Annotated in this window: 30 protein-coding genes; 18 read left to right on the plus strand and 12 right to left on the minus strand. The window is 64.5% G+C overall.

Translation table 11 applies throughout. The features are described from left to right. The first annotated feature begins 281 nt into the window (after positions 1-281). Together AC07Y0_RS14850 and AC07Y0_RS14855 are read left to right on the plus strand one after the other, a co-directional pair. Positions 282-728, plus strand: a complete 447-nt coding sequence (locus AC07Y0_RS14850; protein WP_498678525.1) for a hypothetical protein — start codon at positions 282-284, stop codon at positions 726-728. A gap of 194 nt (positions 729-922) precedes the next feature. Then, complete coding sequence (locus AC07Y0_RS14855; RefSeq protein ID WP_498678526.1) at positions 923-1,366, plus strand: DoxX family protein; 444 nt, start codon at positions 923-925, stop codon at positions 1,364-1,366. Between the two features lie 99 nt (positions 1,367-1,465). On the opposite strand, the gene AC07Y0_RS14860 is transcribed toward AC07Y0_RS14855, so the two are convergent. From AC07Y0_RS14860 to hisS, 4 genes are all read right to left on the minus strand, one after another. Continuing rightward, positions 1,466-2,065 (minus strand): class I SAM-dependent methyltransferase, encoded by a 600-nt coding sequence (locus AC07Y0_RS14860; protein WP_498678527.1) that lies wholly within the window; start codon positions 2,063-2,065, stop codon positions 1,466-1,468. A gap of 7 nt (positions 2,066-2,072) precedes the next feature. Then, complete coding sequence (hisG, locus tag AC07Y0_RS14865) at positions 2,073-2,768, minus strand: ATP phosphoribosyltransferase (protein ID WP_498678528.1); 696 nt, start codon at positions 2,766-2,768, stop codon at positions 2,073-2,075. Beyond that, positions 2,765-3,886, minus strand: a complete 1,122-nt coding sequence (locus AC07Y0_RS14870; protein WP_498678529.1) for an ATP phosphoribosyltransferase regulatory subunit — start codon at positions 3,884-3,886, stop codon at positions 2,765-2,767. Before AC07Y0_RS14870 ends, hisG begins: the two co-directional genes overlap by 4 nt. A 186-nt stretch (positions 3,887-4,072) precedes the next feature. Then, positions 4,073-5,590 (minus strand): histidine--tRNA ligase, encoded by a 1,518-nt coding sequence (gene hisS, locus AC07Y0_RS14875; protein ID WP_498678530.1) that lies wholly within the window; start codon positions 5,588-5,590, stop codon positions 4,073-4,075. A gap of 156 nt (positions 5,591-5,746) precedes the next feature. On the opposite strand from hisS, the gene AC07Y0_RS14880 reads away from it, so the two are divergent. The 5 genes from AC07Y0_RS14880 to AC07Y0_RS14900 all read left to right on the plus strand — a co-directional run bounded on the left by AC07Y0_RS14880 (position 5,747) and on the right by AC07Y0_RS14900 (position 8,628). Next, positions 5,747-5,980 carry a DUF6290 family protein gene (locus AC07Y0_RS14880; protein WP_498678531.1) on the plus strand — a complete coding sequence of 78 codons (234 nt, stop codon included), beginning with the start codon at positions 5,747-5,749 and terminating at the stop codon, positions 5,978-5,980. Between the two features lie 193 nt (positions 5,981-6,173). Further along, positions 6,174-6,563, plus strand: coding sequence for a hypothetical protein (locus AC07Y0_RS14885; protein WP_498678532.1), 390 nt, complete (start codon positions 6,174-6,176; stop codon positions 6,561-6,563). Positions 6,564-6,634: 71 nt separating this feature from the next. Next, a complete protein-coding gene (gene copM / locus AC07Y0_RS14890) occupies positions 6,635-7,015 on the plus strand; it encodes a CopM family metallochaperone (protein WP_498678533.1) in 381 nt (126 codons plus the stop codon). A 222-nt stretch (positions 7,016-7,237) separates the two neighbouring features. Continuing rightward, positions 7,238-7,945: an HAD family hydrolase gene (locus tag AC07Y0_RS14895; RefSeq protein ID WP_498678534.1), complete on the plus strand. Its 708-nt coding sequence runs from the start codon at positions 7,238-7,240 to the stop codon at positions 7,943-7,945. Between the two features lie 14 nt (positions 7,946-7,959). Continuing rightward, complete coding sequence (locus AC07Y0_RS14900) at positions 7,960-8,628, plus strand: DNA-3-methyladenine glycosylase I (RefSeq protein ID WP_498678535.1); 669 nt, start codon at positions 7,960-7,962, stop codon at positions 8,626-8,628. A 284-nt stretch (positions 8,629-8,912) separates the two neighbouring features. Here AC07Y0_RS14900 and AC07Y0_RS14905 read toward each other — a convergent pair whose 3' ends face one another. Further along, positions 8,913-9,545 carry a DNA-3-methyladenine glycosylase I gene (locus AC07Y0_RS14905; protein WP_498678536.1) on the minus strand — a complete coding sequence of 211 codons (633 nt, stop codon included), beginning with the start codon at positions 9,543-9,545 and terminating at the stop codon, positions 8,913-8,915. A gap of 206 nt (positions 9,546-9,751) precedes the next feature. Between AC07Y0_RS14905 and AC07Y0_RS14910 the strand changes: the two genes are divergently transcribed. The 3 genes from AC07Y0_RS14910 (at position 9,752) to AC07Y0_RS14920 (ending at position 12,244) form a co-directional block, all read left to right on the plus strand. Next, complete coding sequence (locus AC07Y0_RS14910; RefSeq protein WP_498678537.1) at positions 9,752-10,507, plus strand: L,D-transpeptidase; 756 nt, start codon at positions 9,752-9,754, stop codon at positions 10,505-10,507. 133 nt (positions 10,508-10,640) lie between these two features. Further along, positions 10,641-11,324, plus strand: coding sequence for a L,D-transpeptidase (locus tag AC07Y0_RS14915; RefSeq protein ID WP_498678538.1), 684 nt, complete (start codon positions 10,641-10,643; stop codon positions 11,322-11,324). Between the two features lie 251 nt (positions 11,325-11,575). Then, complete coding sequence (locus AC07Y0_RS14920) at positions 11,576-12,244, plus strand: outer membrane protein (RefSeq protein ID WP_498678539.1); 669 nt, start codon at positions 11,576-11,578, stop codon at positions 12,242-12,244. A 24-nt stretch (positions 12,245-12,268) separates the two neighbouring features. On the opposite strand, the gene AC07Y0_RS14925 is transcribed toward AC07Y0_RS14920, so the two are convergent. The 5 genes from AC07Y0_RS14925 to AC07Y0_RS14945 form a co-directional block, all read right to left on the minus strand. Next, positions 12,269-12,736, minus strand: a complete 468-nt coding sequence (locus AC07Y0_RS14925; protein ID WP_498678540.1) for a hypothetical protein — start codon at positions 12,734-12,736, stop codon at positions 12,269-12,271. A gap of 139 nt (positions 12,737-12,875) precedes the next feature. Beyond that, positions 12,876-14,177, minus strand: coding sequence for a glycolate oxidase subunit GlcF (gene glcF / locus AC07Y0_RS14930; protein ID WP_498678541.1), 1,302 nt, complete (start codon positions 14,175-14,177; stop codon positions 12,876-12,878). Positions 14,178-14,243: 66 nt separating this feature from the next. Next, positions 14,244-14,621 carry a DUF4870 family protein gene (locus AC07Y0_RS14935; protein ID WP_498678542.1) on the minus strand — a complete coding sequence of 126 codons (378 nt, stop codon included), beginning with the start codon at positions 14,619-14,621 and terminating at the stop codon, positions 14,244-14,246. Further along, complete coding sequence (gene glcE / locus AC07Y0_RS14940; protein WP_498678543.1) at positions 14,618-15,829, minus strand: glycolate oxidase subunit GlcE; 1,212 nt, start codon at positions 15,827-15,829, stop codon at positions 14,618-14,620. Before glcE ends, AC07Y0_RS14935 begins: the two co-directional genes overlap by 4 nt. Before the next feature lie 316 nt (positions 15,830-16,145). Continuing rightward, complete coding sequence (locus AC07Y0_RS14945; RefSeq protein ID WP_498678544.1) at positions 16,146-17,585, minus strand: FAD-linked oxidase C-terminal domain-containing protein; 1,440 nt, start codon at positions 17,583-17,585, stop codon at positions 16,146-16,148. A 140-nt stretch (positions 17,586-17,725) separates the two neighbouring features. On the opposite strand from AC07Y0_RS14945, the gene AC07Y0_RS14950 reads away from it, so the two are divergent. Further along, entirely contained in the window at positions 17,726-18,622 is an 897-nt protein-coding gene (locus AC07Y0_RS14950; protein WP_498678545.1) for a LysR family transcriptional regulator, read from the plus strand. Positions 18,623-18,631: 9 nt separating this feature from the next. Here AC07Y0_RS14950 and AC07Y0_RS14955 read toward each other — a convergent pair whose 3' ends face one another. Beyond that, a complete protein-coding gene (locus tag AC07Y0_RS14955) occupies positions 18,632-20,041 on the minus strand; it encodes a DUF6880 family protein (RefSeq protein WP_498678546.1) in 1,410 nt (469 codons plus the stop codon). 164 nt (positions 20,042-20,205) lie between these two features. Between AC07Y0_RS14955 and AC07Y0_RS14960 the strand changes: the two genes are divergently transcribed. The 4 genes from AC07Y0_RS14960 (at position 20,206) to AC07Y0_RS14975 (ending at position 21,444) form a co-directional block, all read left to right on the plus strand. Continuing rightward, positions 20,206-20,460, plus strand: coding sequence for a type II toxin-antitoxin system HicA family toxin (locus tag AC07Y0_RS14960; protein ID WP_498678547.1), 255 nt, complete (start codon positions 20,206-20,208; stop codon positions 20,458-20,460). Further along, a complete protein-coding gene (locus AC07Y0_RS14965) occupies positions 20,457-20,792 on the plus strand; it encodes a type II toxin-antitoxin system HicB family antitoxin (RefSeq protein WP_498678548.1) in 336 nt (111 codons plus the stop codon). Before AC07Y0_RS14960 ends, AC07Y0_RS14965 begins: the two co-directional genes overlap by 4 nt. 64 nt (positions 20,793-20,856) lie before the next feature. Beyond that, entirely contained in the window at positions 20,857-21,114 is a 258-nt protein-coding gene (locus AC07Y0_RS14970) for a ribbon-helix-helix domain-containing protein (protein ID WP_498678549.1), read from the plus strand. 3 nt (positions 21,115-21,117) lie between these two features. Next, complete coding sequence (locus AC07Y0_RS14975; RefSeq protein ID WP_498678550.1) at positions 21,118-21,444, plus strand: type II toxin-antitoxin system RelE/ParE family toxin; 327 nt, start codon at positions 21,118-21,120, stop codon at positions 21,442-21,444. Here AC07Y0_RS14975 and AC07Y0_RS14980 read toward each other — a convergent pair. Beyond that, a complete protein-coding gene (locus AC07Y0_RS14980; protein WP_498678551.1) occupies positions 21,416-22,687 on the minus strand; it encodes a DUF3422 family protein in 1,272 nt (423 codons plus the stop codon). The genes AC07Y0_RS14975 and AC07Y0_RS14980 overlap by 29 nt on opposite strands. A gap of 302 nt (positions 22,688-22,989) precedes the next feature. Between AC07Y0_RS14980 and AC07Y0_RS14985 the strand changes: the two genes are divergently transcribed. The 3 genes from AC07Y0_RS14985 (at position 22,990) to AC07Y0_RS14995 (ending at position 25,407) form a co-directional block, all read left to right on the plus strand. Continuing rightward, positions 22,990-23,670: a hypothetical protein gene (locus AC07Y0_RS14985; RefSeq protein ID WP_498678552.1), complete on the plus strand. Its 681-nt coding sequence runs from the start codon at positions 22,990-22,992 to the stop codon at positions 23,668-23,670. A gap of 124 nt (positions 23,671-23,794) precedes the next feature. Then, positions 23,795-24,637 (plus strand): FadR/GntR family transcriptional regulator, encoded by an 843-nt coding sequence (locus AC07Y0_RS14990; protein WP_498678553.1) that lies wholly within the window; start codon positions 23,795-23,797, stop codon positions 24,635-24,637. Continuing rightward, positions 24,634-25,407: a (Fe-S)-binding protein gene (locus AC07Y0_RS14995; RefSeq protein WP_498678554.1), complete on the plus strand. Its 774-nt coding sequence runs from the start codon at positions 24,634-24,636 to the stop codon at positions 25,405-25,407. The genes AC07Y0_RS14990 and AC07Y0_RS14995 overlap by 4 nt, the downstream gene beginning before the upstream one ends. Positions 25,408-25,410 lie beyond the last annotated feature (3 nt).

Here is a 25,410-nt window from a genome sequence, read left to right on the forward strand (position 1 = left end):
CGCTACGGGGGTGGCACCACCATTGGTAAATGGTCGACTGGCCGGACATCGGCGGGGGATGGGGTGCTTGTAACCTATGCGCGAAGCGCCTAATCTACAGCATGCGTTTATGATTAGTTGATAATACTTCACGTCCTTTTGCTGATGGCGCGCTTGTCGCGGGCTTGAAAGCGAGAGAAGCGCGAAGGCAGATGAAGACGACGGGCGCGCCTTGCTGCGGCCGGAATTGAAACTGATCCGAGAACAATAGCGCGTAAATCGGCACATGCCTGGGGACAGCCTTGTTTAAGATTGCCAGAGCCAGTCTTGCAGTATCGTTCGGCACGGGATTTCCCGAGCCTGAGGAGGGAGAAGGCGGCGCCTTCGCCCGGTTCACCGTTTCGGAGGGCTGGGTCGGCGACCTGTCGAATGGGGTCATCAGGCTCGGCGAGCGGGCAACCTTGCTGCATGGGCTGAACACGCCTGAATGCGGATTGCTCAGCATGATGCGCTGCTACGACCCGAATGATCGCGCCCATATTCTCGAACTGTTCGAACAGGCTGCGACGTCGTCCTCGCACTTTTGCTATTCGACGACCATCGGGCTGCCCAACGGCCATCGCCAGCCGGTCTTCTGCGTCGGCGAATCCGACGGGCTTGAGCAATCGAGCGCCGGCAGCATGCTCGGCATGTTCGTCTTTCCGCGCTTCAAGCTGGCCGCTTCAACGCACCTGCGCGCCCTTTCCTGACGTCATCCAACAATGCCTGCCGTCCCTCGCCTCGTGCAGGGAGGCCGGCGGCTGCAAAGACTGATCGTTTCCTTTTATTGAACGATTAGTCAAGGATCGTCTATCTATCGCCGATGGCGAAGAGGTGAGACAACCGCTCCAGGAAATTCAACCAGCAGCGCCGGCCATAGCCGGGCCGCGCCCAGGAGCCTCGCATGTCCAGCAGCAACAACGCCATCATCCTTATCGCCCGCATCCTCCTCTCCTTCATCTTCATCTATTCCGGCTTCGGCAAGCTGATCGATCCGGCCGGCACCGCCGGCATGATCACCGGCGCCGGCCTGCCTGCGGCCACCGCGCTCGCCTACCTCGCCGGCCTGTTCGAACTGGTCGCCGGTCTCTTCGTGCTCGTCGGCTTCCAGACCAAGATCACCGGCTGGCTGCTCGCCCTCTTCTGCGTGTTCACCGGCGTCGTCTTCCACGGCTCGGCGATCAACGTTCCGGACTTCCCGGCTGCCGCAAACGGCTGGCTGACCGTGCTGAACCAGATCATGATGATGAAGAACATCACCCTGGCCGGCGCCTACATCCTGCTCGCCACCTTCGGCCCGGGCGCCTATTCGCTCGACGCCCGCCGCGGCGTGGCCGTCGCCGCCTGAGGCAATCGCCGTCCACATCCCTGCCCTACAAGGCAAAGAAGAGCCCGCCGGAGCAATCCGACGGGCTCTTTCCGTATTTGCAGGTGACCGGCGTCCCGCTCAGTCCTTGCGGGCCAGCCAGATGGTCGCGCCGCCGCAATCCGGATCGTCGGCAACGTGGTCGACGACGGCGAAACCGTTCTCCCGAAGAAGCCGCCGGTATTCCTCAGGGTCAAGGCTCGCGTGATAGAGGGGCTCGCCCTCGAAGGTGCCCATCGCCACGCCCTCGGCCGGGCCCGAGGTGAACATCAGCATGGCGCCGTTTGCCGCATGGGCGGCGAAGACGGGAAACATCGCCCGCTGCTCGTCGGGCGTCAGATGGAAAAAGCTGTGCCAGGCGAGAAGGGCATCGAAGGTCCGCCCGAGCGCGAGGCTCCGCATGTCGGCCACGCGCCAGTCGGCGGCAGGAAACCGCGCGCGGCAAAGGCCGATCAGCGTCTCCGAAGAATCGACGCCCGTCACCAGGAGCCCGCGGGCCAGCAGGTCGGCCGCCATCGGCTCGCCGGATCCGCAGCCGATGTCGAGCACGGAAGCACCTCTGGGTAGGTTTACCGCAAAGCGGTCGAGCCAGGGTTTTTCAAACAGGTGCTTCGAGCGGATGCCGTCGAAGGCGCGGGCGTGGCGCTCGTAGAGACCGATCACCCGCTCCGCGTCGCTCATAGCCGCCTCACAGTGCCGCGCGAACCGCCCCGACGATCCCGGCCACCCGGGGGTTGCCGTCATGCTCGGGCTTGCGGGCCCGCACGAGGCAGGCCTCGGACCTGAGGATGACACCATCGGACAGGATCTTCAGGTGATTGGCCTTGAGCGTCGAGCCGGTCGAGGTGATGTCGACGATAATGTCGGCCTGGCCGGCGGCAGGCGCCCCTTCCGTCGCGCCGAGGCTTTCGACGATGCGGTAGAGCTGGATGCCATGCTGGCTGGAGAAGAACTGCTGGGTGAGACGCCAGTATTTCGTCGCGATCGTGAGCCGCCGCCCGTGACGGGTGCGGAAATCGGCGGCGACGTCACCAAGGTCGGCCATGGTGTCGACGTCGAGCCAGATTTCCGGAACGGCGACGACCACGTCGGCATGGCCAAAGCCCAGGCGGGCGCAGATCTCGACGCGCTTGTCCGCTTCCGCCAGACCCTCGCGGATCAGGTCTTCGCCGGTCACGCCGAAATCGACCGTGCCGGCGCCGATCTCGCGGGCGATTTCGGACGCCGAGAGAAAGGCGATCTCGATGTCGTCCACGCCTTCGACGCGACCGCGATAGGAACGGTCATTGCCGACGGCGACGATCTTCATGCCGGCGCGCTCGAAGATGGCCTGGCAATCGTCCTTCATCCGGCCCTTGGAGGGCAGTCCGATCGTGATGGTCATCGTGCGGCCCTCGCGCTTTCGATGCGGTCGAGCCAGAGCGAGAAGCCGACGGCCGGAATATGGTTTTCGGCACCGAGCAGGGTCAGCAACCGGTCGAAACGACCGCCGCCGGCCAGCACTGCGGGCTCACCGGCAATCCCGATCTCGTAGACGAGGCCGGTGTAATAATCGAGCGGACGGCCGAAGGCGGCGCGGTAGTTGATGCGGTCCAAATCGAGCCCGATATTGGCAAGGGCGGCGACACGCTCGTCGAAGCGCGACAGGGCCGGCCCGAGCTTCAGGCCGGCGGCATCGGCAAAGCCGGCAAGGGCGGCGGAGGCTTCCGACAGCGGCAGTTCGAGCGAGAGAAACTCGCGCAACAGCAGCAGGGCCGCGCCGTCGAGCCGGGTCTCGGCCAGTTCCAGCTTTTCCTTCAGGCGCCTGGCAATCTCGGCGGGCGAGCGGCTGGCATTGGTGGAATAGCCGGTCGCCTGCATGGTCTCGTCGATCCGGGCGATCAGCGCCCAGTCGCGGCCGCTCGACACCATCTCGACGATCTCCGGATCGAGGCCCGGAACCGGATTGGGACTGCCGAGCTTCCTTAACAGCTGGTCGATCTGTTCGGGATTGCCGAAGGCCTGGATCAGCCGCTTCTGCCAGCCAGCCGGCAGGCCGAGCGCCTTGACCACCGCCTCGAACACCGCCTGGTCGCCGAGCGTCACGACGAGCTTGCGGCCGGGCAAGAGCCGCCCGAGAATGGCGTGGGCGTCACCGATGGCGCGGGCATCGGCACCGGCAATGCCGGTATCGCCGAGATCCTCGATGCCAGCCTGGTAGAATTCATTGGCGCCGTCGCGGCGCTGGCGGAACACCTCGCCGAGATAGGCATAGCGCTTCGGCGTGCCGGTCGCGGTCTCGATGTGGCGCAGGCACACGGGAATGGTGAACTCCGGACGCAGGCAGAGGCTTGTCCCCCGCTCGTTCTCGGTCATGAAGATGCGGCGGCGCAGATCCTCGCCGGCCATGTCGAGAAACGGCTCGGCCGGCTGGATCACCGGCGTGTCGACCCTCTCCGTCCCGCGGGCGGCGAATTCGTCGAGCAGGGTGCCGGCGAAATCCGGCATGTTGATCAGCGGCATGGGACGGCTCCGGCACGCGTTGTCATGTGCCCCTCATCCGCCTGCCGGCACCTTCTCCCCGCGAGCGGGGAGAAGGCCGATCCGGCGAAGCCTCGGCCAAGCGACAAGATCGCTCGGGGCACGTCCCCTCTCCCCGCCTGCGGGGAGAGGGTTAGGGTGAGGGGCAACTTTGACACGGCGACCATCTTACTGCTTCGCCCGGCGTCGGTCTTCCGCCTGGGCCGCGAGGATCTCCCTGACCTTGGCGACAAGGTCCGCTTCCGGCACGACGTCCTGCGCGACGCGGGCCTCGCGCCATTCGGCATTGTCGGTAATCTCGCCGGAAAGCCGCTTGCCCTCGATCAGGTCCTTGATCTGCACCACCCCTTGCGCGCGCTCGTCGCCGCCCTGGATGATGGCGATGGGGGAGCCGCGGCGGTCGGCATATTTCAGCTGGTTGCCGAACTTCTTCCAGTTGCCCTGGTACATTTCGGCGCGGATTCCTTCGTTGCGCAGCGCCTGGGTGAAGCGCTGGTAACGGCCCATACTCTCGACATCGCCGTCCATGACGGTGACGAGGACCGGCGCGACCACCTCGTCGGCGCCGAGCTTGCCGAGGTTCTTCAGCGCCGTCATCAGGCGCGAGACGCCGATGGAGAAGCCGGTGGCCGGAACCGGCTGGCCCATGAAGCGCGAGACGAGACCGTCATAGCGACCACCGCCGCCGACCGAGCCGAAGACGACCTTTTCGCCCTTCTCGTTGGTAACGTCGAAGGTCAGCTCGGCTTCGTAGACCGGGCCGGTGTAGTATTCGAGGCCGCGCACAACGGAGGGGTCAATCTTGATGCGGTCGGGGCCATAGCCAGCGCCAAGCACGAGGCTACCGATCGTGTTGAGCTCGTCGACGCCTTCCGCACCCTTTTCTGTGCCGGCAACCAGCTCGGCAAGATGCACGGCGCTTTCCGCATAGTCGGTGATGCCGACGAAGAACAGAACCTTCTCGATCTGGTCGGCATTGAGGCCTGCGCCCTTGGTGAAGTCGCCGGACTCGTCCTTCCGGCCTTCGCCGAGCAGGAGGCTCACGCCTTCGGTGCCGAACTTGTCGAGCTTGTCGATGGCACGCAGCACGGTGAGGCGACGGTTGAAGTTCTCTTCGCCGCCGACACCGATCGCTTCCATCACGCCGTCGAGAACCTTGCGGTTGTTCACCCGGATCACGTAGTCGCCGCGCTTGATGCCGAGCGCTTCCATGGTGTCGGCCATCATCATGCACATTTCGGCATCCGACTGGACGCCCGGCGCGCCGACGGAATCCGCGTCGAACTGCATGAACTGGCGGAAGCGGCCGGGGCCGGGCTTTTCGTTGCGGAAGACATAGCCGGCGCGATAGGTGCGGTAGGGCAGTTGGATCTCGTTGAATTTCTCCGCCACATGGCGGGCGAGCGGCGCGGTCAAGTCGTAGCGCAACGACATCCACTGCTCGTCATCGTCCATCAGCGAGAAGACGCCCTCGTTCGGCCGGTCGGCATCGGGCAGGAACTTTCCGAGCGCATCGGTATATTCGAACAGCGGCGTCTCGACCGGGTCGAAGCCGTAGCGCTCGTAGACTTCGCGGATCTTCGCCGTCATCTCGTTGACCGCGCGAATGTCGGCCGCCTCGCGATCGACGAAGCCGCGCGGCAGGCGGGCTCTCAGTTTCTGCGGCTTCTTGGTCTTTTCGCTCATGATGCGGGCACCGGATTTCTTCGTTTTGAAATGTGTCGGTGTCTTAGAGGATCGGGGTTTTGGCGGCAAGGGCCGAGAGGCCGGCAGCGGCGGCGGCACGCTGGAAAGTGGTCGGCCGGAGTGGTATATTGCAGCGGCCCGTCAGAGGTTGGGCCTATGAACAAGCGCGTCACACTCGAGATGCCGGAAGAAATGCACCGGCTGTTGCTGAAATATGCAGCCGAAGCCGGAACGGAACCGGATGCCTATCTGCTGGAAATGATCGAGGAGCAGCTAGAGGACGCCTATTTCCTGCGTCAGGCTCAGGAGGTTCTGGAAGCACGGGCGCGCGGCGAGAGCTGCACCTATTCTCTGGATGAAGTGAAGCGCGAACTTTGCTTGGAGGATTGACCTCGACGACAAGGCGAGAAAGCAACTTGCCAAGATCGGCAAGGCGTCCGCTGCGCGCATTATTGCTTATCTCGGACAGCGGATTAGCCCACTCGACGACCCCCGCCAGCAAGGCAGCGCTCTTCATGCTCCGGCCCATCACGAAACCGGGACCGGCCTTGCTTTCGACGAAATCGCGCTTACCTTCGGCGACATGAGATTGCTGATCCGCACGCTGCTTGTCCTCGCCGCCCTGGCCTATGGTGCCATGCCGCTCACCGGCATGGCGGGGGCTATGCCGGCCGGAGCGGATGCGGTCATCGCAAGCGCGGTTGTCGAACCGGCCGCCAGCCCTCATGCCATGCATGGCCATGCGATGCAGTCCGAGGCAACGATGATCCCGGATGCCGCTCAGGCGGAAGCCGATTGTCCGCATCCGGGCAAGACGGATCGCATCCCGCATTGCGCCGCCTGCCTGACCTTGCCGGCCGATCTCAGGATTGCGGCGTCCGGCAGTCCGCCCCGCGCGGCCGAAGCACCGTCGGTCACCGTCGCCTTTTCCTCCCGGCCGGCCGCCCCGCTCGATCCCCCTCCCCGCGTCTGACGGCTCCGGTTTCGAACAAACGGCGCCTGTCGCCGAAACCTGAATTCCGCCTCAAAGACAAAGGAACAACCATGCTTATCAAAGCACTCTTCACCGCATCCGCCGTTCTTCTCGCCACTGCCGCGTCCGCCCAGGACAGCACCAGCCACGAAGGCCACACGGCAACCATGGACATGAGCCAGCCGGTCGGCGACCAGGGTCCGTCCAGCGTCGCCTTCGCCCAGGCCAACGGCAAGATGCACAACGACATGGCGATCGAATATTCCGGCGATGCCGATGTCGATTTCGTCCGCGGCATGATCCCCCACCACCAGGGGGCGATCGACATGGCCAGGATCCAGCTGCAATACGGCAAGGATCCGGAAATCCGCAAACTCGCCGAAGAGGTGATCAAGGCCCAGGAAGGCGAGATCGCCATGATGCGGGAATGGCTGGCCAAGCACGGCAAGTGATCTGCGGGAACGGCCGAGCCTGACGCATTGTCGGGCTCCCGTCCCGGTTCGATTACCCAGCATGGACGCCGCCCCTCGGGCGGCGTTCGTGTGACGCGAAATGGAGATTTCGCCGGCAAGGCCAAGTCTGCAGCAGCGGCTTTCGGGCTTGCGCCCAAGGCCTCGCCATTGCCGAACGAAGGCGCTATTTTGCCAGCGTCTGGTCACAACAGAGAGACGTGCATGAACACCCGCCCCCTCACCGTGATCGGCTTCGACGCCGACGACACGCTCTGGCAGAACGAACAGTTCTACCGGCTGACGGAAGAGCATTTCCGCGGCCTGCTGGCTGACTTCGCCGAAGGCGAGCACATTTCTCAGCGCCTGCTCGAGGCGGAGAAGCGCAACCTTTCGCATTACGGTTTCGGCATCAAGGGCTTCACCCTGTCGATGATCGAGACGGCCCTGGAGGTGACCGAGGGCCGCGTTCCGCCGCAGATCATCGGCGAGATCCTGTCGATCGGCCGCGACCTGCTCAGCCATCCGGCCGAAACCATGCCGCATGCCCGCGAGACGCTGGAAGCACTGGCCGGCGATTATTATCTGGTGCTCATCACCAAGGGCGACCTGTTCGACCAGGAACGCAAGCTCGCCCAGTCGGGGCTTGGCGACTATTTCGATGCGGTGGAGATCGTCTCGGACAAGTCGGCGACCACCTATCGCCGCATCTTCGGCAAGACCGCCGACGGACCGGAACGGGCGATGATGATCGGCAATTCGCTGAAATCGGACATCGTCCCGGCGATCGCCACCGGCGCCTGGGGCGTGTTCGTGCCGCATGAACTGACCTGGATCCTGGAGCGGGTGGAAAAGCCGACCGAGGCGCCGCGCTTCCGCGAAATCGCCCATCTCGGCGAACTGCTTCCGCTGATCCACGAAATCGGCAGATAAGGGCAGTATCGACGATGCGTTCATTTGACGAGATCTGGAAAATCGCCGCCGATCGCAAGGGCGGGGATGCGGCGGTGGAAGCGGCCCTGCAATTTCCGAAGACCCGGGACGAGATCGCCGCCACGCCGGACGATCGCTTCCTGGCCACCATGACCAGGTGCATCTTCCAGTCGGGCTTCAACTGGAAGGTCGTCGAGGCCATGTGGCCCGGGTTCGAGGCGGCCTTCGACGGTTTCGACATTGGCCGCTGCGCCATGCTGCACGACGAGGATTTCGAACGGCTGGTTTCCGATACCCGCATCGTTCGGCACGGCCAGAAGATCCGCTCGGTGCAGGAGAACGCCGTCTTTCTCTCAGAGCTTGCGCGCGAACACGGCAGCGCCGCGCGCTTCTTCGCCGACTGGCCCGCCAACAATTACATGGCACTCCTCGACCTGTTGAAAAAGCGCGGTTCGCGGCTCGGCGGCAATACCGGCCAGTATTTCCTGCGCTTTGCCGGGATCGACAGCTTCATCCTGTCGCAAAGCGTGGTGAACCGCCTGATCACCGAGGGCGTGGTCGACAAGGCGCCCTCCTCGGCCAAGGAGAAAGCTGCCGTCCAAGCCGCCTTCAACACCTGGCGGGCGCAATCCGGCCGGTCGCTGACGGCAATCAGTCGCGTGCTGGGCATCAGCATCGACTGATTGCCGTCGTTTCACACGCTTTCGAATGCGGGAATACAAACCTGCCCCTCACCCCCCTGCCGGGACCTTCTCCCCGCGAGCGGGGAGAAGGGGCAAGCGGAAGCACCGTGCTCTTCACCAAAGTTGTCATTCTTACGCGGCGGGACGGCGAGCGCTTCCCTCTCCCCGCTTGCGGGGGGTCCGAAGGACGGGTCGAGACACGTGGCTCGACCCCGGTCGGGCCAGGGTGAGGAGCAATGACGATGCGTCCCGGATCTTGCAGACCAGCCCCGAAGGACGCCCGCTCAGGCCGGCCGCACGAACTGCGCCCGCATCGTCTCCACCAGCCCCTGGCAGCAACAGCCTTCGATGTGATCATTGACCAGCCCCATGGCCTGCATGAAGGCGTAGATGGTGGTCGGCCCGACGAAGGACCAGCCGCGCTTCTTCAGGTCCTTCGACAGACGCACCGAGGTCGGCGAGGTCGGATTGGCCCGCAACGTCGCATAGTCCATGCGCGCCGGCCGCTCCTCCGGCTTGGGCTCGAAGCTCCAGAAATAGCGCGAAAGCGAGCCGAACTCGGCTTCCAGATCGACCGCATGGCGGGCATTGTTGATGGTCGAGACGATCTTGCCGCGGTGGCGCACGATGCCGGTATCGGCGAGGCAGCGGGCGATATCGGTATCGTCGAACCGGGCGACCCGATGGAAATCGAAGCCGGCAAAGGCCGCGCGGAAATTCTCCCGCTTGCGCAGGATCGTCAGCCAGGACAGGCCGGACTGGAAGCCTTCGAGACAGATCTTCTCGAAGAGCCGGACGTCATCGGTGACCGGCCGGCCCCATTCCTCGTCGTGGTAGCGGCGGTAGTCCTTGAGCCCCCCGTGCCAGAAGCAGCGGTCCAGTCCATCTTCGCCGGTGATCAGGCCGGTCTGTTCCATGCGCATCGATTCCCTTTTCTGCCCGGCGATTCGTTTACCATTTGTTCACTGTTTTTCCAAACGGAGCGCTAACCCTGATGAAAGGTTTACGCGCCCTGCGGCATTTTCATGAACGGGCATTTACCAATTGTCGCGACGACACTGGCACGATCGAACCCACAGCCATTCCAGGCTTGCCTCCTCGGTCCCATGTAGCGAGTCGTCCGATGTTCGTGAAATCCGTCTTCCTGGCCGCCCTCGTCGGCCTTTCCGTCGCCCTTCCCGCCGCCCAACCGGCCTTTGCCGGCGAACGCTATCAGTCGCGCCCGCCGGTGATCGTCAGCCCCGACCTTTCGGCCCCCTGGGTCATGCAGCTCGGTGGTGCGGCGCGTCCCGTGGTCTATGCGCCGCGTGCCGTTCAGCCGCAGGTGCGCACCTACCAGCGCCAGGTTCAGCGGCGCGCGCCGCAGGCGAGCCTGATGCAGCCCGTCGCCGCCCGGGCGAACAAGCCGATCCGCACGCAGATCGATCCGGTCTTCCTGCCGCAAATGGTGGCCTATGACAGCCCGCACAAGCCGGGCACCATCGTCATCGACACCAACAACCGCTTCCTCTACCTGGTGACCGGCAACGGCCAGGCCCGTCGCTATGGCGTCGGCGTCGGAAAGCCGGGCTTCGAATGGGCCGGCAAGCACAAGATCACCGCCAAGAAGGAATGGCCGGACTGGACGCCGCCGAGCGAGATGATTTCCCGCGAAGCTGCCAAGGGACACTATCTGCCCGCCCGCATGGACGGCGGCCCGGAAAATCCGCTCGGCGCCCGCGCCATGTATCTCGGCTCCACCCTCTACCGTATCCACGGGACCAATGCGCCGTGGACGATCGGCAGCGGCGTATCCTCGGGCTGCATCCGCATGCGCAACGAGGACGTCGTCGATCTCTACGAGCGCGTCGGCGTCGGCACGACCGTGATCGTCATGTAGAGAATCTCCCTGTTCTTGCCGCAGCAAGTGTTGCCCGGGCATCTATCATTTTTTGATGAGACAATGCTCGGGGACTTGCATCCGCATCAGAGTCGGCTAGGCTCCCAGCCCTTATGATTTGGGGGATTCCACCATGAAGAAGTACTTGGTCGCCTTGGCGGCCGCATCGATCGCCATCGGCAGCTTCGCCGTTCCGGCTTCCGCCGGCACCTTGAGCGCCAACCATCCGGCCGCCCCCGGCGACGTCACGCTCGTCGTCCAGCAGAAGAAGCCGGCCGAAAAGTTCAAGCGCCGCGTGGTGCGCCTGCTGACCGACGAAAAGCCCGGCACGATCATCATCGATACGAACAACAAGTTCCTCTACTACATCGAGGGCAACAACCGCGCGACCCGCTACGGCGTCGGTGTCGGTCGCGAAGGCTTCGGCTGGTCCGGCGTGGTCAAGATCGGCCGCAAGGAAGAATGGCCGAGCTGGCGTCCGCCGGCTGAGATGCGCCGCCGCGAAGCCGCCAAGGGTCACAAGCTTCCGGTGGTGCAGGAAGGCGGCATCGACAATCCGCTCGGCGCACGTGCCATGTATCTCTACAAGGGCGGCCGCGACACGATCTTCCGCATCCACGGCACCAACCAGCCCTGGACGATCGGCCTCAACATGTCGTCCGGCTGCATCCGCATGATGAACAAGGACGTCGAGCATCTCTACGAGCGCGCCGGCGTCGGCAGCAAGGTCATCGTCATCGGCCCCGGCAACCGTCAGGGCGACGTGAGCTTCGAGGACAAGGGCATCGACATCCTGCGGACGATGTTCGGCGGCTGACAGCCGATTGCCGTATTTCACAAGGTGCGGGGCGGCGGCAGCTTCCCGCACCTTTTTTGTTGCCAACCGTCCCGTTTCTTCCGCGCGCCTGCACATGCCGGGCCGCCAAGCAATGGCCGAATTGACGAAGGTCAGGAAATTGCGCCCAGTTTCGGTCGTTCCGAAAACGGTGATGCAAATTGGGAACAGACTTCGCGCAGAAAATCGATTATCAAACATATCGAACATCATCAGATTCGCGGATCGCACTCATGAACACGAAGCTTCGCACCCTGCTCGGCGCCACTGTCGCGGCAAGCATCCTCGCCCTGTCAGCCTCCCTGGCCAATGCCGAAATGGCGATCTCCGTCTATGGGGGCTTCCAGTCGGCGCCGCACAGCGACGTCGAGGTTTCCGACGAACCGGACTTCACCGCCGGCTGGGAAGGCCGCTCGTTCGAAATGCCGCCCTATTACGGCGTGCGCGGCACCTGGTGGATGGAAGAGATCGGCCAGCCGAACCTCGGCGTTTCGCTCGATTTCACCCATGCCAAGGTCTATGCCGACGACGACACGCTCGCCGAGACCGGCTGGGACCACTTCGAATTCTCCGACGGCATCAACCTTCTGACGTTGAACGCGCTCTACCGCATGCCGATCGAAGGCACCAAGTTCGTGCCCTATGCCGGCATCGGCGCCGGTATCAACGTGCCGCATGTCGAAGTGACGCGCGCCTCGGGCACCACCTTCGAGTACCAGGTCGGCGGCGCCACCGTGCAGGCACAGGCGGGCATCGCCTACCAGTTCAACGACAACTGGTCGACCTTCCTGGAATACAAGGGCAACTATTCCTGGGTCGACGTCGACATCGACAGCGGTGCGACGCTCAAGACCGACATCATGACCAACGCCATCAACGCCGGCATCAGCTTCCATTGGTAAGACCGGCGGGCTTCGGCGGCCCGCCTATTTGATCTCGCAGAATATTGCGGCCTCGTGCGACACCGGAACGTTGCGCGGGGCCGCTTTCTTCTGGTCGGCACTGCTGACGGTCAGCATGTAACGACCGCTGAAGCGATCGGGATCCTTGACTGTCGATTTCGTCACGACCGAGAGTTCGAAGGTCTCGAAAGGATCGGCGTCGCGAGTGTCGGTGTAGATCTGCAGGCGCAGGTCGTTGCCGTCCATCCACGCCTGCTTCAGCATGGCCGAATTGAGCTTGAGATTGCGAAAGGCGGCAGGCGCCTCGGGGCTCTTGATGTCGGTGATGCCGCGGAAATGCACCAGCCTCTTGCCGTCGCGGGCGGCGAATGCGCTTTCGATCGACATCTTCACCACATCATCGGCCGCGGCGCAGTAGATCCGCGTCGCACCGACCGCCGGCAGGGCGCTTGCCAACAGCAGCATGCCTGCTGTGATTGCCTTCATGGACATCAACTTTTCCTCCGGGGACCTTTCGGCCCCATTTCAGAAAACACTCTATCAGCATCGCCTTAATGGATTCCGACCCGCTGACCGGAGCCGGCACAGGTTCCTTGCTCCATATTGAGCCATCCTCACATTTTCTTGACCGTCAGGCACCAAGCTTTGCCGGCCTTTCACCGCCATAGGCCCAGTCGAGCAGCTCGATGGTGTGGACGATCGGCACGGCGGTCCCCGATCCGATCTGCGTCATGCAGCCGATATTGCCGGCGGCGATCACATCGGGCTTGGTCGCCTCGAGGTTCTTGACCTTGCGCGCCTTCAACGTGGCGGAAATCTCCGACTGCATGATGTTGTAGGTGCCGGCCGAACCGCAGCACAGATGGCCCTCCGCCGGATCACGCACAGTAAAGCCGGCATTCTTGAGCAGCGTCTTCGGCGCCATGGTGATCTTCTGGCCATGCTGCATCGAACAGGCGGAATGATAGGTGACGGTCAGGTTCTTCTTCTCCTGCACCGGCAGGTCGAGGGTCGACAGATATTCCGTCACGTCCTTGGCAAGCGTCGAGACGCGCCTGGCCTTCTCGGCATAGGCCGGATCGAGCCGCAGCATGTGGCCGTAGTCCTTGATGGTCGTGCCGCAGCCGGAGGCGGTGATGACGATCGCGTCGAGCCCGGCCCTGTCGATCTCGCGGATCCAGACGTCGACATTGCGACGCGCGCTGTCGAGCGCTTGGCCCTCGCGGCCCATGTGATGGACCAGCGCGCCGCAGCAGCCCTCGCCCTCCGGCACGACGACCTCGACGCCGAGGCGGGTCAAGAGCCGGATGGTCGCAGCGTTGATGCCCGGGTCGAGCACCGGCTGGGCACAGCCGGTGAGGATCGCCACGCGGCCGCGCTTCTCGGCCCTCGGGGCGTGGGTGGCGGGACGGGCGCTGTCGCCGGCGGCCGGAATGCTGCGCGGCGCGAGATCGAGCATGGCACCCATCGGCCGCAAGGCCGGAATGCGCTTGAACAGGCCGGCGAAGGGACGACCCAGGCGGGCGAGAGCGAGCGCCGCGCGGAAGCGGGCCGGATAGGGCAGCGTCATCGCCAGGATGCCGCGCGTCAGCCGGTTCATCAGCGGCCGCCTATAGGTCTTCTCGATATGGATACGCGCATGGTCGACCAGATGCATGTAGTCGACGCCTGACGGACAGGTCGTCATGCAGGCGAGACAGGAGAGGCAGCGGTCGATATGGGTCACCACCTGCTTGTCCGCCGGACGGCCGTTCTCCAGCATGTCCTTGATGAGATAGATACGGCCGCGCGGGCTGTCGAGCTCGTTGCCGAGCGTCACATAGGTCGGACAGGTGGCCGTGCAGAAGCCGCAGTGCACGCATTTGCGCAGAATGCCCTCGGCCTCCGCGACATGCGGATCGGCGAGCTGTTCGGCGGTGAAATTGGTCTGCATCGATAAGCTCCTTGCGAGGCCCGCAGCCCCTCACCCTGACCTCCCCCGCAAGCGGGGCGAGGGAATTCACACCCACCACGTCTCGGGCTTGGCGATCGGCTCGCCGGCGGTCGCCTTCTGCAGGCCGATGATGCAGCGGACGACGATCCAGACCGCCGTGCCGATGGCGAGCAGAACGCCGATCACGGCCAGTGAAAGGATGGCCGAGACCAGGCCGTAGAGCAGGCCGATCCAGAAGGTTCGGATGGCGTAGGTGTAGTGCGTGTCGATCCAGCCGCCCGCCTTGCCCCGGTTCAGATAGGCAAAGACCAGGCCGATGATGCCGGAAATGCCGATCAGGAAGCTCAGGAGATAGAGCGCATAGACCAGTTGCACGTTCAGCTTGCCGGGCTCCAGCCAGCTCTCCGGCTGGCGCGGATCGGGCGAAATCATCGGATCACTCATGCTGCCTCTCCTTTTGCCATGCGGCCCGGGTTGAAGATGCCGCGCGGATCGAATTTCTCCTTCACCCGCTGCGAAAGCAAGGCGACGGCCGGCGATTGCGGTTCGAAGGCCGGAACCTGGGCTCGCACCGCATCCGTCGCCCGCACCAGCGCGGCATGTCCGCCGCCGGCAGCCTTGATGTAGCGTCGCAGCAGTTCGGCTTCCGGATCGCCTTCGAGGCGCATCCACACCAGACCGCCCTGCCAGTCGTAGAAGGCGTCGATGCCGGCTTCCAGGCGAAGGGCGGCAACCAGCTTCCAGCCCTCGGACGGGGCGACCGAGACGCGCCAAAGCGGCCGCATCGTGCCGTCGGCGTAAGGATGGACATCACGGATCTCGCGCCAGAGCGCCAGCGTTTCGGCGTTTTCCAGCCGGGAGACCGGGCCGAACACTGCCATGGTGGTTGCCAGCGTTTCGGCGCGCACGGCAACGGAAGCTTCCAGACCCTCGAGGCGGAGCACGGTGGCCGCGCCCTCCGGCAGACTGCCGCCGAGGAAGCGGCCGCGCACGCTTTCCGGCAGGTGGGCGGCGCCCGAGACCTCGACGGACATCGCCATCGCCGCCGCCATGGCGCGGACCGCCTGCTCGTCCTCGAGCCCGGAGAGCACGATGGTGACCGCCGTCTTCGGCGCCGGCAGGACCTTGAAGGTCACCTCGGTCAGGAAGCCGAGCGTGCCGTAGGAGCCGGCCAATACCTTGACCAGATCGAGGCCGGTGACGTTCTTCATCACCCGCCCCCCGGCCTTGACGATCTCGCCATGGCCGTTGACGAAGCGCACGCCGAGCAAATGATCGCGCGCGGCACCGGCGGTGAAGCGGCGCGGACCGGAGGCATTGACGGCGAACAGGCCGCCGATGGTCGGCTCGCCCGCGGTTCCCATCATGCCGCGATGATCCGGCGGCTCGAAGGCGAGCGACTGGCCGTTGACGGCGACGGCCGCGGCAATCTCGGCGACCGGCGTGCCGGCGCGGGCGGTCAGCACCATTTCGGCCGGATTATAGGCGACGATGCCGAAAAGGCCGGAGGCGCTGAGCGCGGTCGCATTGGCGGTCAGGGCATTGCCGAAACCGGTGCGCGTCCCGCCACCGGAGATGGCCAGCGGCGCGGAACGTTCCGCATGATCGCGGATGAGATCTGCGGCTTCGGTTTCGGTTACCGGGGTCAGCATGTGGCGCCCCCGATCCGAAGGGCGAGTTTGGCGCACCCACCTGCTGCTGTCCGGATACGTCCGGCGTCGCGTGCCTGGATACCCCCCTCTGCCCTGCCGGGCATCTCCCCCTCAAGGGGGGAGATCGGGTGCGTTTGGCCTCTCGCCTTGATTTTCACGTTTCTGACGGACCCTGATTGTGGGGCACTCGTGCGCTTGCCGGAGATCGGGCGATAACCGCTTTTCGATCTCCCCCCTTGAGGGGGAGATGCCCGGCAGGGCAGAGGGGGGTAGGTAACCGTCGTCACGAAGAACATTGGCAGGCTTGCAGAATCCGTCACGCGGCCGTCCTCCCGTCGAGCGGAAACACCTTGGAAGGATTGAGCGTCCATTTCGGATCGAAGGCGGCGCGGACCGCCATCTGCTGGGCGAGGTCGGCCTCGGCATATTGATGGCGCATCAGGTCGCGCTTCTCGATGCCGACACCGTGCTCGCCAGTCAGGCAGCCGCCGGCGTCGACGCAGAGCTTGAGGATCTCCATGCCCGCGGCTTCCGCCCTTGCGGCGTCTTCCGGGTCGTTGATGTTGTAGAGGATCAGCGGGTGCATGTTGCCGTCGCCGGCGTGGAAGACATTGGCGACGCGCAGGCCGTAGCGGTCGGTGATCTCCGACGTCTTCTTCAGCACATAGGCGAGCTGGCTCAGCGGCACCGTGCCATCCATGCAGATATAGTCGGCGATACGGCCGGTCGCGCCGAAGGCCGATTTGCGGCCCTTCCAGATCAGCGCCGATTCCATCGCCGACTGGCTCTCGCGCACGGTCTTGACCCCATGGCGCTTGGCGATCTCGACGATCGAGGCGAGCATGGCGTCCATTTCGGCCTCGGAGCCCTCGACCTCGATGATCAGCAAGGCTTCGACATCGAGCGGGTAGCCCGCATGGGCAAAGGCCTCGCAGATCTCGATCGCCGGCTTGTCCATGAATTCGATGGCGACTGGCACGATGCCGGCGCCGATGACGTCGGCGACGCAGGAGCCGGCCGATTCCGCGCTGTCGAAGCCGAACAGCACCGGGCGTGCGCCCTCGGGCTTGGCGATCAGGCGCACGGTGGCTTCGGTGATGACGCCGAGCTGGCCTTCGGAGCCGCAGACGAGGCCCAGCAGGTCGTAGCCGGCGCTGTCCAGCGCCTTGCCGCCGAGTTCGATCACCGTGCCGTCGACCAGCACCAGCTTGACGCCGAGCAGGTTGTTGGTGGTGACGCCGTATTTCAGACAGTGGGCGCCGCCGGAATTCATGCCGATATTGCCGCCGATGGTGCAGGCGAGCTGCGAGCTCGGATCGGGCGCGTAGAAGAAGCCGTCGCCGCCCACGGCATCGGAGATGGAAAGGTTGGTGACACCCGCCTGGACCGTGGCGCAACGATTGGCATAGTCGATGTCGATGATCCTGGTCATCGCCGAGAGGCCGAGCACGACCGCATCTTCCTGCGGGATGGCGCCGCCCGACAGCGAGGTGCCGGCGCCGCGCGGCACGACCGGGATATTGTATTTGTGGCAGTATTTCAGCACCGAGGCGACCTGGGCCGTGGTTTCCGGCAGGACGACCGCGAGCGGACGGCGGCGATAGGCGATGAAGCCGTCGGTTTCGAAGGGCACGAGTTCGATCGGTTCGTGCACCAGCCGCTCGGGCGGCACGAGTTCCGCAAGGTCGGCGACGATCTCCTTGCGGCGCGACAGGATGGCGGCATTCGGCTCCAGAAACTGGATGGCTTCGGACATGGATCCCTCCCCTGGCTCAGGCCCTTCGGCATACACCGCGCGGCCCTCGCCATCAATTGGTATTTTTTCTTTACCACTTCAACCAAAGTCGCGCAAATGCTATGGACTTATGACGAAATCGGAGAGAATGGATTCGCGCCATGACCAGTCTCGGCGACCTCGAAGTCTTTGTGCGGGTGATCGCGGTCGGCAGCATGTCGACGGCGGCGCGGGATCTCGGGCTGTCTCCCGCCGTCGTGTCGAAGCGCATCAAGCGGTTGGAGGACCGGCTCGGCACCCGTCTGCTGCAACGCACCACGCGGCAGATCTCGCTGACCGAGGCCGGACAGGGGTTTCACGAGCGGGTGATTGCCGTGCTTGCCGGACTGGAGGAGGCGGAAGCGTATGCGTCGGGGCGCTCGTCGGAAGTGGCGGGCACGCTGAAGGTCTCGGCGCCCACCTCGTTCGGCCGGCTGCACATCGCGCCGCATCTGAAGACCTTCATGGAGACCCATCCGGATCTCACCATCCACCTGGTCCTGTCGGACGAATTCACCGACATCGTCGGCGGTGGCTTCGACCTTGCCATCCGCATTGCCGAACTCATGGATTCGACGCTGGTGGCTCGGCGCCTCGCACCGGTGCGCCGCATCCTCTGCGCCTCGCCGGACTATATCGCCAGCCACGGCGCGCCGGAAACGATCGAGGACCTGAAACGGCATCACTGCCTTCCGGCGCACAATTACGATGCCTGGAAGCTCGAAGGTCCGCAGGGCGCGCTCAGCCTTCGCCCGGACGGCATGCTGATCACCAATTCGAGCGAGGTCATCCGCGAGGCGGTGATCGCCGGCCTCGGCATCGCGCTGCGCTCGACCTGGGACATTGGCCCCGAACTGAAGACAGGCAAGCTGGTGCAGGTGCTACCGGCCTATGAGGGCTCGCGCAATGTCTCGCTCTCGGCGGTCTATCCGAGCCGCCAGTTCCTGCCCGCCAAGGTGCGGCTGTTCATCGATTACCTGGCCGATCTCTACGGTCCCGTTCCCTACTGGGAGCGCTGAGCCCGCGTATCACCGCAGGGCTTCGGGCACATTGCTCCAGAAGCCGAATTTTTTCGGATGATTGCGGCGCAGGTCGGCGACGAAGTCGTCATGGTGCTGGAGGCGCGCGTCGGGCGGCAGATGCGGAACGAGGCGGACCAGCTCCTCGAGGTAGCGTGCCGCATGCGGATAGGCGACGCCGATGCCGCGGCGCAGGATGTCGCTGATCAGCACGCGATAGAGCACGGTCGCGGCCAGCGGTTGCTGGTCGGCCAGGGCCTCGGCCGCCGGCGCGAGATCCTCATAGTAGCGCCCTTCCCAGCGGTCTTCGTGGCGCAGCACGAGGCCCGCGGCGCGATCGAGCCTCGGCCAGGTGACGAAGAAATCGAGCGCGCCGTAGATGTCCTCGGCCTCCTCGACCAGGGCGAAGGCCCGGTCCATTTCGTCGAATTCGGCGAAATCGTCGAGCTTCGACAGATAGAGCTTCAGGATCGCCGGATCGAGCGTCTCGGCAAATTCCCGCCAGCGCAGCTCCTGGGCATCGCCGCGCCGCTTCAGCTTGTCGAGGATTTCGGCTTCCAGCATGCGGCGCTCCCGGGCGCCATATTCCGGACCGACGGAGGTCAACTCGCCGCCGACCGGCAAAAGCCGCATGCCGGTCGGGCGGCGCCGCACCCATTCCAGCGCCTCGTCATGGCGACCCGCGCCCTGGAGCAGGGCCGCGACCGTCAGCGTATCGCGGCGGTTCTCCGCCTTGCCCTCTTCGAGCGTCATATAGGCGTCCACATCGCCCTGGCGAAGCGCGATCGCCTGGAGGAGATCGAGCGCACCGAGCTTGCCCGGCTCCTTCGGCATGGCCTCGGCGAGCAAAGCCTTCCACGCGGTTGCGGCGGGCGCGGCGATCACCCCGGTCAGCTCATGCAGGAAGCCCGTGTGTTCGCCGTAACGGTCGCGCCGGCGCAGCGTCTCGAAGTGCGGCACCAGCGGCACCTGGTCCTGCGCATTCAAAGAGCGGATGAGTTCGGCCGCCGCCGCTTCCGCGTCGTCGAACACCTTCCACAGGCGGGCATTGTCCGACACCAGCCGCGCCGAGATGGGGAAGCGCAGCGCGAGGAAACGCAGGATGCGCTCCGCACCGCCCGCCGCATCGACCCCGCCCAGTTCTGAGAGAATGGTGCGCACCAGGCCGGCGAACTCGATGGCGAGATCCTTGGCGCGAGCATTGTTGATCCGCGTCTTCGCCTCCTCGTGCGTGTCCAGCCGGCGGTCGATCAGCCGCGCCATCTCCGCCGGGCCTGCCTCGCCGGCCAGGGCCGCCTCGAGCCTGGCCTTCAGGGCCTTGTTGGCCGAGGCTTCCTCCAGCAGGATCTCGACCAGCTTGTCGAGGCCAAGGCCGCTCAAGCCTTTCTTGTCGAGTTTCGCACGCTTCTGCCGGGTCATTCCATTCCGCTTGTGCCGTTCATTGTCTTCGGTCGCTTATATCAGGCGGACGGCAACGGCGGGCAAGGGGATTTCGCGCAACCCGTGACCAGATCCCCCATGTGGAGGCGCGTCGGCTTTTCACGACCTTGAAAACAGTACCATATTATGGTATCAATTCAATCATGAAGCGGAAGCACCGCGCCACACTCGAACAGATCTTCTCCCGTCCGGTCAGCGGTTCCATCCGTTGGGCGGACATCGAGGCACTGTTCGTTGCGCTCGGCGGCGAAGTCACCGAAAGAGAAGGCTCCCGCGTCGGTGTCTTCCTGTTCGACCAGATCCGGGTGTTCCACCGGCCCCATCCCTCGCCCGATACCGACAAGGGCGCGGTGGCCAGTATCCGCAAGTGGCTTGAAGAAAACGGAATTGCGCCATGAACAACATCATCGAGATCGAAGGCCAGAAGGCGGTCGTATCGCTCGATCCGGAACTCGGACTGCTTCGGGGCGAATTTCTCGGCCTCAACGGCGGGGCCGATTTCTATGCCGACAGCATAGACCAGCTTCGGCAGGAAGGCGCGACCTCGCTTCAGGTCTTCCTGGAGATGTGCGCGGAGAAAGGCATTTCCCCCTATCGCCAGTTCTCCGGCAAGTTCAACGTCCGCCTCGATCCGAAGCTTCACGAGGCCGCCGTGCTGGCAGCGCGGGCCGAACAGAAGAGCCTCAATGAATGGATCTCCGACGTCATCGAGGAAGCGGCCGGCCACTAGAAGACAGTCATGCTATTTGCGCTCCGCATGATCTGGCCCTAATCTGCGCGGCAGGAGAAAGCCCATGACCGTCACCGTATCGCTGAGCGCTGAACTGGAGGACTTCGTCGCAAAGAAGGTGGCCTCTGGTGAGTTCGCCTCGCCGGGCGACGTCCTGGCAGCGGCTCTCGGACTGCTTCAGGAGCGCGACAGTCTGGACGCTCTTTCGGCGGAAACGCTCAAGCGTGCGTGGACGGAAGGCGTTGCCAGCGGAGATTTCCGGCCGCTTGATCTGGCCGCGCTGAAAGCCGAAGCGCGTAGACAGCATCAGTCCAAGAGTTAGGCGATGACGCGCATCCTCTGGTCGTCAAAAGCCCGGAGCGATGTGTCGGACATCTGGCTATGGCTTGCCGAAACCGCAAGTCCAGCAATCGCCGATGACAAACTGGACCGGATCGCGGAGCGGGTCTCTGTGCTGGCCACCCATCCGATGCTCGGCCCGGTCCGCAAGGACATTGCGGACAACGCCCGGATGCTCGTCTGCGACCGCTGGCTCGTTCTCTATCTCATCGCAGACGATGGGAATGTCCAAGTCGTCAGGGTTGTCGATGGCGCACGCGATCCGGCGACAAGCCGCCAGGACTTCAATGCCCCTCGCCGTGGCTCTTCCTGATCCGCCTCACCACCCACCAGACGCCCAGCACGGCCAGCGGCACGGATAGCCCCGTGATCACCGCCGGGTCGACCGGCAGGAGGTCGTGGCTGATGGCCTTTGCGCCATAGCCGACCAGCCCGACGATGTAATAGGAGATCGCCGCGACCGAGAGGCCTTCGACCGTCTGCTGCAGGCGCAGTTGCATCTCGGCGCGGCGGTTCATGGTGGCGAGCAGGGCCGAATTCTGCCGTTCCAGTTCGACGTCGATCCAGCTTCGAACGAGGCTGGTGGCGCGCGACAGCTTGCGCGACAGGTTGGCCAGCCGCTCCTCGACCGACTGACAGGTACGCATGGCCGGCGCGAGGCGCCGTTCGAGGAAGGATCCGAGCATTTCGTAGCCGGGCTTGGGCGCCTCATCGAGCGCACGCACGCGCTCGCGCACGATGCCCTCATAGGCACGGCTCGCGCCGAAGCGGTAGAGGCTGAGCGCCGCATTGGCCTCGAGTTCGGCGGCAAGGCGGGTCAGTTCGGCCAGCATGGAATCCGCTTCTTCGCGCGCATGGGCCTTCATGCGCTGGGTAACGGCCGTCAGCCCGTCCTCGATGCGACGAATGTCCGGCGAGAGCGTCTGCGCCAGCGGCAGGCCGAGCATGGCGAGCGTGCGATAGGTCTCGATGTCGAGCAGGCGCTGCACCAGCGCGCCGCGTCCGGCCTCGGAGAGGCTGCGGTCGACGACGAGAATGCGGGTCAGCCCGTCGCCGTCCTGGCGAAAATCGGTGAGCACGGTCGCCTGGCCGTTCTTGACGTCACTGTAGCAGAGGCTTGTCAGATCGAAGAGCTGCATCGCCGCCTCGATCTCGGGCCCGTCACGGCGGATCTCCAGCCGGATGCCCGACATCAGCGGACCCGGCGCGGAAAAGCCGTCGCCGAAGGGGTGGACGAGAATTTCACCGCCGAAGGCGTCGGGCAGCGGACCGTCCCAGAACCAGGTGGAAAACTCTGTGTGGCGCTCCCAGCGCAGCGTTCCCTGGCCCCAGGGCATGGCGTGGTGGCGGGCATTGCGATCGGGCACGGCCACGCCGCGGGATCGCGACAGCTCGGCAAGTGCACTGTGATGCACGGCCGATCCGCCGTCCATCATGAAGGCCAACTGCACGATCACGCGCTCCGATTTCACCAACGCATAGGGCCGCGCATGGATCTCGCCCAGCGCCAATGCCCGCTCCGGCGACACCGGAAATGCGAAACTACCCTTCCCCATCAAGCCCGTCTCCCTTGGATCATTCCTGCCTTCTAGCAAATGCGCGGCGCCAGCGGCAGGGGGCCAGTTGATGCAGGACGCAAAGAGGGCAAGCGATCGCGCCACCGCGGGAAAACCAGTGCGCGAAAGTCATGCATTAAAACATAGAGATTCACATATTTATCTGTTGTTGGCGAACACGAACTCGACAAGAATGAATGTGGAGCACGCAACCGGCATCCCCATCCTGGGCTGAACGGCGCGTCTATGCCCATCACGATAGCGGCAGCACCTTTCCGCCTGCCGAACAATGGAGAGACCCCATGAAGCGACTTGTTCCGGCAACCCTGCTTGCCCTTGCGATCGGCCTGCCCGCCTTTGCCGGCGAGGTCGGCGATTTCGAAACGAAACTGCGCGCCGCCTATGGCGACTACCGCACGGCCCTGTTCACCACCAACATGGGCAAGGCCACGGAATCGACGGCCTCGCTCGGCAAATTCGCCAAGGCCTGGTCCGCGATCGCCGCCGAGCCCGCGCCGCCGCAATATGCGGACGATGCCAAATACGCCGAAACGCTGGCCGCCGTGAGCAAGATCACCGAAGCCGCGACCGCCGAAGTTGCGGCCGGGGAGCTTCCCAAGGCACACGACACGCTGGAAGGCATTCGCGACCAGATCGGCGATCTGCACATCCGCAACGACATCTACCGCTTTTCCGACCGGATGAACGCCTATCACGCCCGGATGGAGGAGGTGATCGCGCTCGACCCGGCGGACGCCGCCGGCGTGCATGCCGAGGCGGCCGTGCTGAAATACCTGCTCGGCGACGTCGTCGCCCATCCGCCGAAGGAGGCCGATGCGAGCTACAAGGAATTGCTCAGCGCCGTCGAAGCAAGTGTTGCGAAGCTGGAAGACGCCTCCAAGAGCGGCGATGCCGCAGCGATCAAGGCTGCCATCGGCGGGCTGAAGGCTCCCTATTCCAAGCTGTTCCTCAAGTTCGGCTGATCGCGGCAACCGGGGCGGCTCGTCCCGCGCACAGTGCCCGGTTCGCGACTGACGAAACGCAACTGGACAAATTAATTGACCAATCCCTCGACGGCTTGCTAAAAAGCCGCCGAGGGAGAATGTCGTGACGGACAAGGACGAAGGGCTTTTCGCCCAGATCAGCCATAGCCGCACCGCGAGCGAAGTGGTTCAGCAGATCGAAATGCTGATCCTCGACGGCGTCTTGCGCGACGGAGACCGGCTGCCCGGCGAACGCGATCTCGCCCAGGATCTCGACGTGTCGCGCCCGATCCTTCGCGAAGCCCTGAAGGAGCTGGAAGCCCGCGGCCTGCTGGTTTCCCATCACGGCGGCGGCACCTATGTCGCCGACATCATCGGCCAGGTGTTTTCCAAGCCGATCACCGAACTGATTTCCCGCCACGCCCGCGCCACGCGCGACTATCTCGAATATCGCCGCGAACTCGAGGGGCTGACCGCCGAACTCGCCGCGAAGCGCGCCACCGACACCGACCGGGCGCTGCTGACCCGCATCGTCGACGACATGAAGCGGGCACACGAGAGCGGCAATCCGGAAGAGGAGCTCGCCGCCGACGTCGAGTTCCACAATGCGATCGGCGAAGCGGCCCACAACATCATCCTGTTGCACACCATGCGCGCCTGCTACCGTCTTCTGTCGGAGGGCATCTTCTTCAATCGCAAGGCCGTCTTCGCGCTTGCCAATGCGCGCGAACGCCTGCTGGAGCAGCATCTGGCCATCCATGCGGCGATCCTTTCCGGCGACGGCGAGGCGGCCAAGCGCGCCGCCCAGGCGCATATCGATTTCGTCATGCAGGCGGTCGAGGAATCTGCCCGCGCCGACGAATGGGGCCGGGTGGCAAAGCTTCGGCTGATCCGCCGCGACAACAATCCCCAAGGCACACGAACCTCCCGCGGCAGCGGCCCGGACAAGACGGAGACATCCCGATGACTGCACCCCAAACGCGTCCGCGCGTCGGCCTGTTCGCCACTTGTCTGGTCGATCTCTTCCGCCCGAGCGTCGGATTTTCCGCAGCCAAGCTGATCGAGGATGCGGGCTGCGAGGTGCATGTGCCGATGGCACAGACCTGCTGCGGCCAGCCGGCCTACAATTCCGGCGACCGCAAGGATACGCGCGCTCTGGCGATCCAGGTGATCGAGCTGTTCGAGGGCTATGACTATGTCGTCGCGCCGTCCGGCTCGTGCGCCGCCATGCTGAAGCACCACTATCCGGAAGTCTTCAAGGGCGACGTCAAATGGGAGGAACGCTGTCGGCGCTTCTCGGACAAGGTGTTCGAGCTCGTTTCCTTCCTCACCGACGTGATGTTCGTGCCCAAGGTCGATGCGGTCTTCGACGGCAGCGTCACCTATCACGACAGCTGTTCGGGGCTTCGCGAACTCGGTGTGGAGAAGCAGCCGCGCAAGCTGCTGGCGACCGTCGAGGGGCTGGAACTCAAGGAAATGGCCGGCAGCGACGTCTGCTGCGGCTTCGGCGGCACCTTCTGCGTCAAGTATTCCGACATTTCAGGCACGATCGTTTCCAAGAAGACGGCGAACATCACCGCGACCGGCGCCGACATGCTGCTCGCCGGCGACATGGGCTGCCTGATGAACATGGCGGGCAAGCTGAAGCGCGAGGGGTCGACCATCGAGGTCCGCCATGTGGCGGAGGTGCTGGCCGGCATGACCGACGGCAAGCCGATCGCCGGCTCGGCCAAGTGAGGG

This window comes from Allorhizobium sp. GW101-3B10, assembly GCF_059424725.1.